We start from the raw sequence: 12,139 nt of genomic DNA on the forward strand, positions 1-12,139 counted from the left end.
GCATTACATCTTGCCGCGCACGCCCAGGAAGAACTGCTTGCCGTTCTTGTAGAAGGCGCGCGGCTGGTCCTTGGTGGTGGCGTAGGACTTCAGCAGCGGATCGTTCAGGTCCTTGCCTTCGAACGACAGCGTCAGGTTCTCGGTCAGGTTGTAGTTCAGCGCCAGCGACACGGTGCCCACGTCGTCCTGGTAGATCGCGCTGTTGCGGTCCAGGCCATTCAGGAAGGCCGAGCGGAAGCTGTAGTTCACACGCGCGCTGAACTTGTCGTTCTCGTAGAACACGCTGGCGTTGTACGAGTTCTTCGAGGTGCCGATCATGCTGCAATCGCCCAGGTCCGCGCAAGCCGATTTAGGCGCCTTGCCGGTTTCCTTGCCGTCAGCGTAGGTGTAGTTCACGCTGGCGCCGAAGCCGTTGCCCAGGTCCTGCGAGTACTGCAGCTCCACGCCTTTCACGCGGGCCTTGGTGTTCAGGGCCGAGCTCATGTTGTAGTTGGTGACCGAGTGCGTGGACTGGTTGAAGAACTGCGCAGTCGACGAACCGAAGGTCACGTAGGAGCCCAGGTGCATGTCATACACACTCATGGCGATCAGCGACTTCGGCATGAAGTACCACTCGATGCCCGCATCCACGTTGTTCGAGTAGATCGGCTTCAGGTTCGGATTGCCGCCGGTGCCCGAGAAGGTCAGGTCGTTCAGGCTCAGCGAACCGAGTGCGCCGAAGTCCGGACGCGCCAGGGTGCGGCTGGCCGCGCCGCGCAGCACCACGTTGCTGGCCAGGTCGGTGCGCAGGTTCAGGCTAGGCAGGAAGTCGTTGTAGGTCTTCGAGGTGTAGACCGGATTCCATACCGTGTTCGGCGAGCCGTTGGCCACGTCGATCTGGGTCTTCACGAAACGCACGCCGACGTTACCGGTAACCGCGCCCAGGTTCAGGTCGCCCATCGCGTAGGCCGCATGCGCTTTCTCGGCGATGGTGAACTCGTTCTGGTACGAATGGCTGTCGAACTTCACGTACTTGTCGCCCCATTCCTTCATCGAATCGGCGGTGAAGGTCCATGGGTTCTGCAGCACGTTGTCCAGCGGGCTGGTTGGGTAGGTCGTCAGGCCGGTAGGACGGTTGGCCAGCAGCGAACCCGCAGGCGCCACGGTGCCGGCCAGCCAGGTCAGCTGGCGGTCATGCTTGGCGGTGCGCAGGCCCATGCGGATGGTAGGCACCACGTCCCATGGGGTCTTGTAGGTGCCGTCCACCTGGCCGTAGGTTTCCTTGTCCTTGGCGGTGGTGTCCGATGCCCAGCCGCCGAAGAAGTCGGCGCCGGTGCGCGGGTTGAAGGTGCCGGCGTTGTCCACGGTGACGGTGGCCGGTGCGTCCAGGCCGTGCATGGTCAGGCTGGTGCCCGAGTAGGCCAGCCAGGCTTCGTAGCCATAGTCGCGCGCATAGCCGGTGCCGCGCGTGGTGCCGATCTGGCCGGTGATTTTCAGGTCGTCGCTGACGCGGTATTTCCAGTCCACGTTGACGAACTTCGAATCGCTGTACGAGCCGGGACGGGCGATGATGTCCTGCACCGACGGGCCCATATTGGCGCAGCTGGCGACCGGGCAGGTTTTCGGGAAGGTGATCGAGGTGATCTGGTTGCCCGAGATGGTGTAAGCCGACGGCACCACGCCGCCCACGCCGGACCAGTTGTTCGACAGCGGCTGGTATGGCGCCAGCATGAAGTTGGCGTTGACGTTGTCCGCGTCCAGGCGGGTGTACAGGCCGCTCACGTCGAAGCTGAAGTCGCTGTTGACTTTCACTTCCACGTCCACCATGCCGCCCTTGCGTTCGCGCTTCTGCTGGAACAGCGAGGAGCCGGTCAGCATGGACAGGTATTTGTTTTCGACTTCAGGATTTTTCGCGATCCAGTCCGGTGCGAAGCCCTTGGTCAGCTTGTCCCACCAGAGGAATTCCTGGCCCATGCGGCGCAGCGTGCGCTTCTCGTCGAACACCTGCACCAGCACGCCCAGGTTGTTTTCCTGGTTCTTCCAGTTGGCCAGCGCGCTCACTTGCAGGTCGGTCTTCTTGGCCGCGTCGCCGTAGGCGCCTTCGATGGAACCCATCAGGGTCAGCGGTTTCTTGAAGCTCAGCGGCTTGCGGGTTTCGATGTCCACGTTACCGGCGGCGCCGCCTTCGGTCAGATTGGCTTGCGCGCTCTTGTGCACGGTCACGCGGCCGATCAGTTCGGACGGGAACATCGAGTAGCTGACCGAACGGCCGCCGCCGGTGATGTTGGAGATGTACCAGTCGCCGCTGGAGACGGTGTGGCCGTTCAGCGTGGTCAGGGTCAGGTTGGACGGCGTGCCTTTCAGGCTGACGCGGTCGTTCTCGCCAAAGCCGCCTTCGGAGCCGCCGGCGGTGGCAACCGACACGCCAGGTACGCGCTGCAGCGAATCGGCGACGCTCTTGTCCGGCATCTTGCCCACGTCTTCGGCGGTGATCACTTCCACCAGCGAGTCGGCGTTACGCTTCTGGTTGATCGACTGCGCCAATGCGGCACGCACGCCGGTCACGGTCACGACCGCGTCGGGCGACTTGGATGCATCCTGCGCCATCGCGGCGGTGCTGGTGATCAGGATGGCGACCGCAGTGGCGATCGGTGTCAAATTGCGCTTCATGTACTCCCCCTTGATTGTGGCCTTCGTCGAAGGCCCTTCCGTTTTAAGTAGATCCTCTTGCAGACCGCCGCGCTCCCCGCGCCGCCCCGCAGATCCCTCTATACAACCACTTACAAAACCAATTCAACGCCAATATACAGCCATCCAATACCAGAGTACTACCAATTTTCGTATTTTTTTCACATGTTGTTTAAGCCACACAGACCACTTTGCCAATATTGACGTGCAGTTAGCGCTATCTCCCTCTGTACGGGCGAGGGCGTACCGCAAACCGCTGGCGTGCCGGTCTTTTTTTGGTATTATCGGATCGCCTAAGACGCAAGAAAGCGCACACGAATGCGCACACGGGGACAAGAGATGACATCGCTTGCACAGATCATGCAGCACCTGGGGCAGACCAGTAGCCAGCCCCTGTACCAGCAGTTGCAGCGCGCGCTGCGCGAAGCGATAGACAAGCGCCTCTTCGGGCCGGAGGAGGCCCTGCCGGCGGAACGCCAGCTGGCCAACGACCTGTCGATTTCCCGCATCACGGTGCGCAAGGCCATCGACGGACTGGTGGACGAAGGCCTGCTGGTGCGGCGCGCCGGCTCGGGCAACTTCATCAACACGCGGATCGAAAAGAATTTCGCCAAGCTGACCTCTTTTTCGGAGGACATGCGCTCCCGCGGACGCACGCCGCGCAGCGTGTGGCTGAAACGTTCGGAGGGGACGGTGACGCCGGAGGAAGCGCTGCGGCTGCGGCTCAGTCCGGGCGCGCCGGTGTACCGCTTCAACCGCATCCGCTATGCGGACGACATGCCCATGTGCCTGGAATACGCCACCATCGTGGCGGACGCCCTGCCCTCGCTGGACGCGGTGGACGTGTCCATGTACGAGGCGCTGGAACTGGCCGGCAACCGCCCGGTGCGCGCCTTGCAGCGCCTGAGCGCCCTGCTGCTCACGGGCGAACAGGCCGCGCTGCTGCAGGCGAAGGAAGGCGATGCAGGGCTGGCGGTGGAACGGCTAGGCTTCCTGCGCGACGGCCGCGCCGTGGAGTTCTGCCGCTCCTACTTCCGCGGCGACATGTACGACTTCGTCGCCGAGCTGAGCACGCCTTGATGATAGGGCTTTCACCGAGTAGGAACACTGCCGCTATTTGCAGCTGATGGCAATGTTATTTTGACCGGCATACGTCCCCTTGCGATAGGCAAACGTACAATGCTGAACGTTGTCATCCAGCTGCCTAGACAAGGTTATCTGTCCTGATTCCCCATATCTACAAGCCAGCCACTTCCCCCGTGGGAACTTGCCATCCAGTGGATAGGCATCTATCCAGCCATCTTTCAGGCGCTTTTGCTTGAAGTCTGCCAGCTCGCCAAGTTCTTCGGGCGGACCGCTCATAGGCGCGGCACTGTGAAGATAAAGCGGCGCCCCGACGAATGCACTCCAGCCTTGCGGATGATCGACGACCTGTATCGATCGTTGCGGGATGGAGGCAGGGCATGCGAGAGCTGGCGCGGCAAAGCAAACTGGCGACTGCACCAGAAGCGAAACTGGCAGCAATAACACCGCGCCATTTGCTATCCATTGCGCCATTTGCGATGCCCCGCACTTCATGACGGAACTCATTCGATCACAAAAAAAGCGTCAGCATTATCGCTGGCATGGATGTAATTTCCCTTTTTGTCCTTGCCCTGCGCCCGAATGAGCCGAACTGAAATTTCAGTCTTTCCATTGGCCTTCCATTGATCTGCTATGTAGATCCCATCGATACCCTGGCTTACGTAAAACGCCGCGTGGTTACCATGCTGATGATTCGGATAGCGCCCCTTTACAAAAGTCGCAATTGCCGTTCCTGGCTTTAGCATGCTGTTGCCAAGCACCGCTTCACCTTGCCGCCAGTTCGTCGTGGTGGGCGCACCAGCATACTTCTGAACGAGTGCAACGCACTGGCGGCTTCCAACAACGGGCTTGCCTTTCAGCTTCGCTGCCTCGGGATATACATAGGACATGTCCTGTCTCCTTGGGAGTTAGTCATGTCCTCAATCTACTGCCAGCCGGATCCACGCTCCTTGAAAAATCACAAGCTCAGCACTTAGGCTCAGCGCCACATTGAGCAGTGTCAAACCGGCTCAGTGCTGTAACCACAATCTACTTTACTTCGCCTTCGCCTGGTCGCCTGCGACCACCACGCTCAGCTTGTTCAGGTCCACCGCCTTGCGGAAGGCCGCGTTCACCTGCGCCGGCGTGAGCGCCTTGAGCTTGTCCTCGTAGGCCTGGCTCCAGGCGTAGGTGCGGTTCAGGTACAGGAAGTTGGCCCAGCCGCCGGCCAGCACATTGTCCTGCGAGCGATTCTGGATGCGCTGCTGCAGCATGCCGGACTTGGCGCCGGCCACTTCCGCCGCCGTAAAGCCGTCCTTCAGCGCGCGCGCCACTTCCTCGTGGATGGCCTGCTCCAGCTTCTTCAGGTTCTGCGGCGCGGCGATGGCCGAGATGCCCAGGTTGCTGGCGCGGTCCACGTCGCTCACACTCAGGCTCGAACCACCGCCATAGGACAGGCCGTCCTTCTGCCGGATGCGGTCCATCAGGCGCGACTTCAAGCCGCCTTCGCCGAGGATGTAGTTGGCCAGCTCCAGCGCCACGAAGTCCGCATCTTCGGTGTTCATGTCGATATTCACCTGCGCCGCGTAGAAGCCGTTCTCCTTGTCCGGCGCATTGATCGACGCGTGCAGCGGCGGGCGCTCCACGTTGACGCTCAGGATGCGCGCGTAATCGGGCTTGCTGGCCCAGTTGCCGAACTCCTCGGCCACCACCGCCTGCAGGGCCGCCGAATCGAAGTCCCCCACCACGGCCAGCTCGCCGTGCGAGGCGCCGTAGAATTCGCGGTGGTAGGCCTTCAGCTGGTCCAGCGTCAGCGCCTTGATGGCCTCGATCTGCTCGTCCGTGTTCAGCGCGTAGCGCACGTCGCCCTTCGGATAGTTGTTGTAGTGCTTGGCCAGCGCCGTGGTGGCCAGCACCTGCGGCTCGTTGCGCGACGCTTCCACGCCCACCAGCCATTGCTGGCGCAGCTGCTCGAACTCGGCCGCGTCGAAAGCCGGTTCCTTGAGCACGTGCGCGGCCAGGCGCAGCGCGTCGGCCAGGTGGCTGCGCGTAGTGTCGAACTGGTACACATTGCCGGACATCTTCAGCTTTTCCATCGCGTCCGCCAGTTGCGCGCGGCTGTACTTGCTGGTGCCGCGCGTGAGCATGTGGTTGACGGCGGCGGCCACCGTGGCCTTGCCGAACTGGTTCTTCTCGTCGCCCCAGTGCAGGCGCAGATTGACCGACACGGTCTCGCCCCGGTTCTTCTTGGTCAGCAGCGCCAGTTTCAGGCCGCCTATGGTTTTCAGTTCGGTGCGTTTCAGGATATTGGCCTGGCTGGGGTCGAACACCTCGGACACCAGCGTGTTTTCCTTGCCCTTGAAGTCCTGCATCACCTTCTCGATGGACGGCGCGGCGGTGATCTCGGCGCGCTGCGGCTCATCCTCCGGCAGGAAGCTGCCCACGGTGCGGTTGTCGCGCCGCAGGTAGTGCGCGGCGGCCTTGGCCACCTGCTGCGGCGTGACCTTGGCCAGGCTGTCGCGGCCCAGGAAGAGCAGGCGCCAGTCGCCCAGGGCGATCTGTTCGGACAGCGCCACGCCCACCTTCTGCGGGTCGTTCAAGGCCTTCTCTATGCTGTTGCCGACGTTGCGCCGCACGCGCTCCATTTCGTCCTCGCTGGGCGGCGTTTTGGCAAAGCCTTCCACCGCCGCGATCAGCTCCTCGCGCACCGGCTCTATGGGCTGGCCCGCCTTCACCACGGCGCCTATCAATTGCAGGCCCGGCGCGTAGCCGGTCTGGCCGAAGCTGAACACCTGCGCGGCCTTGCCGGTTTCCACCAGCGCCTTGTGCAGGCGGCCGTTCGGCGTGTCGTTCAGGATTTCGGACATGAAGGCGAGCGCGTCGCTGTCGTCATGCAGCGCGGCCGGGATCTTGTAGCCCAGCGCCACGATCTGGATGTCGCCCTTGCGGCGCACGGTGAAGGCGCGCTCGCCGTCCTGCGTGGGCTCCACGGTCCAGAAAGGCGGCAGCTTGCGCTTCGGTTTCGGGATGGCGCCGAAGGTCTTCGAAATCCAGGCCAGCGTCTGCGCCGGATCGAACTTGCCGGCCACCAGCAGCACCGCGTTGTCCGGCTGGTAGTAGGTGCGGTAGAAGGCCTGCAGGTTCTCGATCTTGACGTTCTCGATGTCGCTGCGGTTGCCTATGGTGGAGCGGCCGTAGCTGTGCCAGTCGTAGGCCACGCTCTGCATGCGCTTGAGCAGCACTTCGAAGGGGCTGTTTTCTCCGCTCTCGTACTCGTTGCGCACCACCGTCATTTCCGAGTCCAGGTCCTTTTTTGCGACGAAGGAATTGACCATGCGGTCCGCTTCCATATCGAGCGCCCATTTCAGGTTGTCGCCGCCGGCCTGGAACACCTCGTAGTAGTTGGTGCGGTCGTAGGACGTGGTGCCGTTGTACTCCATGCCGCGGTCGGCGAACTGCTGGGGTATGCTGCGGTTCTTCGGCGCGCCCTTGAACAGCATGTGCTCCAGCAGGTGGGCCATGCCGGTCTCGCCGTAGTTCTCGTGGCGCGAGCCGACCAGGTAGGTGACGTTGACGGTGACGGTGGGCTTGGAGGCGTCCGGGAACAGCAGCACTTTCAGGCCGTTCGGCAGCCGGTATTCGGTGATGCCCTCGACCGAGGGCCCTTTGACCGGGGCGGCCGGCGCGCTGCCGGCGGCGGAGGTGCTTGCAGGAAGCAGGGAGGCGCTGCACAGTAGCAGCGTAAAGGCGTAACCGGACTTGGAAAAATGCATAAGCGTTCGCAGGGCTGGCAAGTTAATGAGAGCCCTATCCTACGCCTATTTTTCTCCGGGCAGGGGCAGGAAGCAGGCGTCCACCACCTGCAAGCCGTTGTCCTTGGCGAAATTGAGAACGAAATGGTAGGCCATCGGTTCGAAGTCCCGCAGCGCTTCGTTCACCACCACCGCCTTGACGCCATTGATATGGGTCGGGCGCACGAAGGTGGAATAACCGAGATGCGAATCTCGGCCGCTGGTGCCTTCCGGACGGAAGCACGACATGACGCCGCACAGGCGGTCGGCCCAGTCGCTGGGACGGAACTGCCTGCCATCGGCGGTGATGCCAAGGATAAAGAACTCGTTGGCCAGTTCTTTGGGGGATTGAGCTGACTCGGCCATAGATACTCGCGGGACCTGGATGCGTGAAAAATCCTAGGTATTATATCTTATAGAAGACCTAAGAAGGTAAGTACTTGATTTGAAACACGCATTGGCGGCCGCGCTGTATGGTCCGCGACCGCCAATCCCGACATTGTAACCCGTTCCGGCTATCGTTTTTCTTTCAGCACCCTTAGCCCAGCCAGACTGCGCCGGAAAGCAACAGCAGCAGCATCATCCACAACAGCAGCGCGCGCCAGACCAGGCCCACGGTGCTCTGCAGGGCGCGCACGCCCGGCTCCTCGCCCGGCAGCGCGTCGGACTCCATGTCCGAGCTGTCGACCACGGCCGCGTCGGCCGGCAGCACGCGCGCCGCGTTCTCGTGCGGCGTGCCCAGGCGCACGCCCATGGCGCCGCCGCCGGCGGCCAGGATGATGCCGCGCGCCTCGTCCGCCCAGCGGTGGGCGAAGTTGCGCCAGGCGTAGATGGCGTCCTCGAAATTGCCCACCACGGCGAAGGCCACGGCGGTCAGGCGCACGGGAATCCAGTCTATCCAGTAGAAGGCCTTGGTGGCGAACTCGCCGAAGGCCTCATTGCGCATGTGCTCGGGTTCGGTCCAGGCGCGAGCCAGGTATTCGGACACGCGGTACAGCACCGCGCCGGCCGGGCCGAGCGGCATCAGGAACCAGAAGAACACGCCGAACACATTGCGGTGCGTGGTGATCAGGGCTTTTTCCACGGCGATGCGCGAGATTTCGCCGGCCTCCATGCCCACCGTGTCGAGCTTGGTCCATTCGGCCAGCAGCGCGCGCGCGGCCGCCTCGTCGCCGGCGTTCAGGGCCAGCTGGATGGAGGTGAAATAGTGGCTGTAGTGGCGGAAGCCCAGCGTCAGGTAGACGATCAGCACATTCCATGCGAAGGCGGCCAGGAACCAGTCGTAGCGCAGCAGCACCCAGTAGATCAGCATGGTCGGCGCCATCAGGCTGAACATCATCAGGAACCAGCCCATGCGGCCATGCCTGGAGTCGCCCGCGTTGAACCACGCTTCCATGCGCACGGCCAGGCTCTTGATCTCGGCGTAGATGGGATTATCCGCCCGCAGGGGCTTCATCTGCTCGATCAGCAGCGCGCAAAGAATGGAAAGAAAAGTCATTAAACGTCCTTGAGATTGGCATTGCCGCAATGCCCGCTACGATAGCGCAGCGGCGCGCCGGAATCAAACTTATTAGCGATAACGTCACGCCCGCAAAAAGTGGAACAGGTTGCGCAGCATGCCGGCCGTGGCGCCCCAGATGTAGTAGCGCTGGTAAGGCATGGCGTAGAAGCTGCGCCGCCCGCTGGCCAGCTCGGCCGACAGGCGCTGGTGGTTGCTGCCGTCCATCAGGAAGGCCAGCGGCACCTCGAAGATTTCCGCCACTTCGCCGGAGTCGGCGCGCAGCTCGAACGGCGGGCGCAGCAGCGCCACCACCGGGGTCACGCTGTAGTTGGTGCCGGTGTGGTAGACCGGCAAGGCGCCGATCACTTCGGCATGGCGGCGGTCCAGGCCGATCTCCTCCCAGGCCTCGCGCAAGGCGGTGTCGGCCGGGCTGGCGTCGTACTCTTCGGTGCGGCCGCCGGGAAAGCTGATCTGGCCGGCGTGGCTGCTCAGGTGCTCGGTGCGCTGCGTGAGCAGCAGGCTCAGGCCTTCCGGGCGCTGCACCAGCGGCACCAGCACGGCGGCGGCCTTGGGCGCGGCCTGCGGCGTGAAGCTGGTTTCGGCGTCTTCCGGGGTCCACGGCGGCGGCGCGGCGAAGCGCGCGCGCAGCCAGCCCGCCTCCAGGCGCTCGGCCGGCACGGGAGGCTCGCCGGGAATGGCGTCGATGGGGAGTTGCTGCGGGTCGAACAATAGCTTGGCCATGCCACCTCCAAATAGCGAAAGGGCGCCAGCGGCGCCCTTTTGAAGGGACGCCACCCAGGCGCCCCTGCCCCAAACCCAAACGCGATTAAGCGCTTGCTTTTGCCGCTGCTGGGCGACGGTTTGGCAGTTTTTCTTTGATACGTGCCGATTTGCCCGAACGGTCGCGCAGGTAGTACAGCTTGGCGCGACGTACGTCACCGCGGCGTTTCACTTCGATCGAAGCGATCAGCGGGGAGTACAGCTGGAAGGTACGCTCAACGCCTTCGCCGGACGAGATCTTGCGAACGATGAAGTTCGAGTTCAGGCCACGGTTACGACGGGAGATGACCACGCCTTCGTATGCCTGGGCGCGCTTGCGGGTGCCTTCGACTACGTTGACGTTGACGATCACGGTGTCGCCAGGTGCAAATTCAGGGATGTTTTTGCCCAGGCGAGCAATTTCTTCTTGCTCGAGTTGTTGAATCAGGTTCATTTGATGACTCCAATTACCATCATGCCGGCGCGTACTAAACCCGGTAGAGGATGGGGTTAAACAAGCGGGCAACATGCCCGCCGTCTCTACTACAGTGCCGGTTTTTCTAAACCGGCCAAAAATTTCTCGTCCTGGCGCGTCAGCAAGCCTGCTGCGCGCGCCTTCGGCACTAAATCGGGGCGCTTGCGCGCGGTCGCTTCCAGCATGCGCTGGCGGCGCCATTTTTCTATCTCGGCGTGGTTGCCGCCCATCAGTACCGCGGGCACATCCTCGCCTTCGTAACTCACCGGCCGCGTGTAGTGCGGCGAATCGAGCAGGCCGTTGACAAAGCTGTCTTCGACCGCCGACGCCTCGGTGTTCAGCGCGCCCGGCAGCAGGCGCACCACCGCGTCCATCAATGCCATGGCCGGCAATTCGCCGCCCGACAGCACGAAGTCGCCCAGGCTGATTTCCTCATCGACGCAACGGTCGATCAGGCGCTGGTCCACCGCTTCGTAGCGGCCGCACAGTATCACCAGGCCGGGCTCGGCTTTGAGCTGCATCACGCGTTCGTGGGTCAGCTGCTTGCCTTGCGGCGACATGAACACCACGCGCGGCGCAGGCAAGCCGGCATCCACCTGGCGCTGCCTGGCGGCGCTGATCGCGGCCTCCAGCGGCTTGGCCAGCATCACCATGCCGGGGCCGCCGCCATAGGGGCGGTCATCCACGGTGCGGTGATTGTCGGTGGTGAAGTCGCGCGGATTCCACAGCGACAAATTCCACTTCTGCTGCTCGAACGCACGGCGGGTCACGCCCGATTGCGTCAGCGCGGCAAACATTTCCGGGAACAGCGTTACGACGTCAAATTGCATACAGGCTCCCGGATCAGTAATCCAGGCCCCAGTCCACCGTGATCTTTTTCGCTTCCTTGTCCACCGTAATGATGAACTGGTCCACAAATGGAATCAGGCGCTCTTGCGCCGCGGACTCGGCGTCGCCGGATTCCGCACTGACCGGAGCGGTGATGCGCAGTATCGACTGCGGACCATTGCTCATCATGTCGGCGACGACACCCAGGGCTTCACCCTGCAAATTCTCTACTGCCAGTCCGATCAGGTCGGACCAGTAAAACTCGCCGTCGTCCAGCGTGGGGAACTGGCTGCGCGGGATGTACACGCCGGTGCCTTTCAGCGCCTCCGCGAGATCCCGGTCGGTCAGGCCGTCCAGCTGGGTCACGACGTCGCCGCCGTGCAGTTTCGCACGGCGCACGCTGACTTCGTGCAGGCTGGGTTTATCCAGCCACCAGGTCTGGGCATGCAACAAGGCATCCGCGTCGTCGGAAAAGGGGCGAACCCGGATTCCACCAGCTACGCCATAGGCGCCGGAGACAAAGCCCACTTGCACCAGATCGTCGGGGAGTTGCACCCCGGATGCCTTTATATCAGCCAAAACCTGAACGCCGAATTAGGCTGCTTTCTTGTTCGAAGCGACCAGGCGAGCAACGGCTGGGGACAGCTGTGCGCCGACGCCGATCCAGTGAGCCAGACGGTCTTCGGTAATCTTGAATGGTACTTCCTGACCCGAAGCCATTGGGTTGTAGAAGCCAACGCGCTCGATGAAACGGCCATCGCGGCGATTGCGCGAGTCGGTTGCAACGATGTTGAAGAATGGGCGCTTCTTGGCGCCTCCACGAGCTAAACGAATAACGACCATAATATTTCCAAAAAGTGTGCTGAGACGGAAAAAGCCGCAAATTATAGCGCGCTTTCTCATCCTCCAGCAAGCATTAATAACAATTGGGGTGGGTTTGGGGCAATCGAAGATTATCCCCCACTCTGTCCAGCAGGGCAAGCATTGTCTTTAAAAAGGGCTGGGCCGCGCGCGCATTTTGACCGATACTGGCCGTTCCGCCGTTTTTGCCGCCAC

At 62.4% G+C, this 12,139-nt stretch carries 12 protein-coding genes; 1 reads left to right on the forward strand and 11 read right to left on the reverse strand.

All coding sequences use genetic code 11. From position 1 onward, the window contains the following. Positions 1 to 3 precede the first annotated feature (3 nt). Positions 4 to 2,649, reverse strand: a complete 2,646-nt coding sequence (locus GTP77_RS12325) for a TonB-dependent receptor (RefSeq protein WP_161072456.1) — start codon at positions 2,647 to 2,649, stop codon at positions 4 to 6. Positions 2,650 to 3,006: 357 nt separating this feature from the next. Between GTP77_RS12325 and GTP77_RS12330 the strand changes: the two genes are divergently transcribed. After that, positions 3,007 to 3,747: a GntR family transcriptional regulator gene (locus tag GTP77_RS12330; RefSeq protein WP_161072457.1), complete on the forward strand. Its 741-nt coding sequence runs from the start codon at positions 3,007 to 3,009 to the stop codon at positions 3,745 to 3,747. A gap of 33 nt (positions 3,748 to 3,780) precedes the next feature. Here GTP77_RS12330 and GTP77_RS12335 read toward each other — a convergent pair whose 3' ends face one another. From GTP77_RS12335 to rpsP, 10 genes are all read right to left on the reverse strand, one after another. Next, on the reverse strand, positions 3,781 to 4,257 hold the full coding sequence (locus GTP77_RS12335; RefSeq protein ID WP_161072458.1) for an STY0301 family protein: 477 nt from the start codon (positions 4,255 to 4,257) through the stop codon (positions 3,781 to 3,783). Continuing rightward, the gene (locus GTP77_RS12340) at positions 4,254 to 4,640 is read right to left on the reverse strand and encodes a BPSL0067 family protein (protein ID WP_161072459.1); all 387 of its coding nucleotides are present in this window, start codon (positions 4,638 to 4,640) and stop codon (positions 4,254 to 4,256) included. The genes GTP77_RS12335 and GTP77_RS12340 overlap by 4 nt, the downstream gene beginning before the upstream one ends. Before the next feature lie 144 nt (positions 4,641 to 4,784). Next, on the reverse strand, positions 4,785 to 7,502 hold the full coding sequence (locus GTP77_RS12345) for a M16 family metallopeptidase (RefSeq protein ID WP_161072460.1): 2,718 nt from the start codon (positions 7,500 to 7,502) through the stop codon (positions 4,785 to 4,787). Between the two features lie 45 nt (positions 7,503 to 7,547). Next, positions 7,548 to 7,886: a DUF3579 domain-containing protein gene (locus GTP77_RS12350; RefSeq protein WP_056403193.1), complete on the reverse strand. Its 339-nt coding sequence runs from the start codon at positions 7,884 to 7,886 to the stop codon at positions 7,548 to 7,550. 172 nt (positions 7,887 to 8,058) lie between these two features. Then, positions 8,059 to 9,018 carry a CobD/CbiB family protein gene (locus tag GTP77_RS12355; protein ID WP_161072461.1) on the reverse strand — a complete coding sequence of 320 codons (960 nt, stop codon included), beginning with the start codon at positions 9,016 to 9,018 and terminating at the stop codon, positions 8,059 to 8,061. Positions 9,019 to 9,102: 84 nt separating this feature from the next. Beyond that, the gene (locus GTP77_RS12360) at positions 9,103 to 9,762 is read right to left on the reverse strand and encodes a CoA pyrophosphatase (protein ID WP_161072462.1); all 660 of its coding nucleotides are present in this window, start codon (positions 9,760 to 9,762) and stop codon (positions 9,103 to 9,105) included. Positions 9,763 to 9,847: 85 nt separating this feature from the next. After that, positions 9,848 to 10,234, reverse strand: a complete 387-nt coding sequence (rplS, locus tag GTP77_RS12365) for a 50S ribosomal protein L19 (protein ID WP_056403202.1) — start codon at positions 10,232 to 10,234, stop codon at positions 9,848 to 9,850. A gap of 89 nt (positions 10,235 to 10,323) precedes the next feature. Then, positions 10,324 to 11,085: a tRNA (guanosine(37)-N1)-methyltransferase TrmD gene (gene trmD, locus GTP77_RS12370; RefSeq protein WP_161072463.1), complete on the reverse strand. Its 762-nt coding sequence runs from the start codon at positions 11,083 to 11,085 to the stop codon at positions 10,324 to 10,326. Positions 11,086 to 11,098: 13 nt separating this feature from the next. Then, positions 11,099 to 11,638, reverse strand: a complete 540-nt coding sequence (rimM, locus tag GTP77_RS12375; protein ID WP_228895334.1) for a ribosome maturation factor RimM — start codon at positions 11,636 to 11,638, stop codon at positions 11,099 to 11,101. Positions 11,639 to 11,677: 39 nt separating this feature from the next. Next, complete coding sequence (gene rpsP / locus GTP77_RS12380; protein WP_056403210.1) at positions 11,678 to 11,926, reverse strand: 30S ribosomal protein S16; 249 nt, start codon at positions 11,924 to 11,926, stop codon at positions 11,678 to 11,680. Positions 11,927 to 12,139 lie beyond the last annotated feature (213 nt).

Source organism: Pseudoduganella aquatica, assembly GCF_009857595.1.
Taxonomy (GTDB): Bacteria; Pseudomonadota; Gammaproteobacteria; order Burkholderiales; family Burkholderiaceae_D; genus Rugamonas; species Rugamonas aquatica_A.

What these genes read in the sequence shown, in the direction of transcription:
- GTP77_RS12325 (WP_161072456.1), bottom strand. Translation starts at nt 2,649, where the DNA reads ATGAAGCGCAATTTGACACCGATCGCCACTGCGGTCGCCATCCTGATC.
- GTP77_RS12330 (WP_161072457.1), top strand. Translation starts at nt 3,007, where the DNA reads ATGACATCGCTTGCACAGATCATGCAGCACCTGGGGCAGACCAGTAGC.
- GTP77_RS12335 (WP_161072458.1), bottom strand. Translation starts at nt 4,257, where the DNA reads ATGAGTTCCGTCATGAAGTGCGGGGCATCGCAAATGGCGCAATGGATA.
- GTP77_RS12340 (WP_161072459.1), bottom strand. Translation starts at nt 4,640, where the DNA reads ATGTCCTATGTATATCCCGAGGCAGCGAAGCTGAAAGGCAAGCCCGTT.
- GTP77_RS12345 (WP_161072460.1), bottom strand. Translation starts at nt 7,502, where the DNA reads ATGCATTTTTCCAAGTCCGGTTACGCCTTTACGCTGCTACTGTGCAGC.
- GTP77_RS12350 (WP_056403193.1), bottom strand. Translation starts at nt 7,886, where the DNA reads ATGGCCGAGTCAGCTCAATCCCCCAAAGAACTGGCCAACGAGTTCTTT.
- GTP77_RS12355 (WP_161072461.1), bottom strand. Translation starts at nt 9,018, where the DNA reads ATGACTTTTCTTTCCATTCTTTGCGCGCTGCTGATCGAGCAGATGAAG.
- GTP77_RS12360 (WP_161072462.1), bottom strand. Translation starts at nt 9,762, where the DNA reads ATGGCCAAGCTATTGTTCGACCCGCAGCAACTCCCCATCGACGCCATT.
- rplS (WP_056403202.1), bottom strand. Translation starts at nt 10,234, where the DNA reads ATGAACCTGATTCAACAACTCGAGCAAGAAGAAATTGCTCGCCTGGGC.
- trmD (WP_161072463.1), bottom strand. Translation starts at nt 11,085, where the DNA reads ATGCAATTTGACGTCGTAACGCTGTTCCCGGAAATGTTTGCCGCGCTG.
- rpsP (WP_056403210.1), bottom strand. Translation starts at nt 11,926, where the DNA reads ATGGTCGTTATTCGTTTAGCTCGTGGAGGCGCCAAGAAGCGCCCATTC.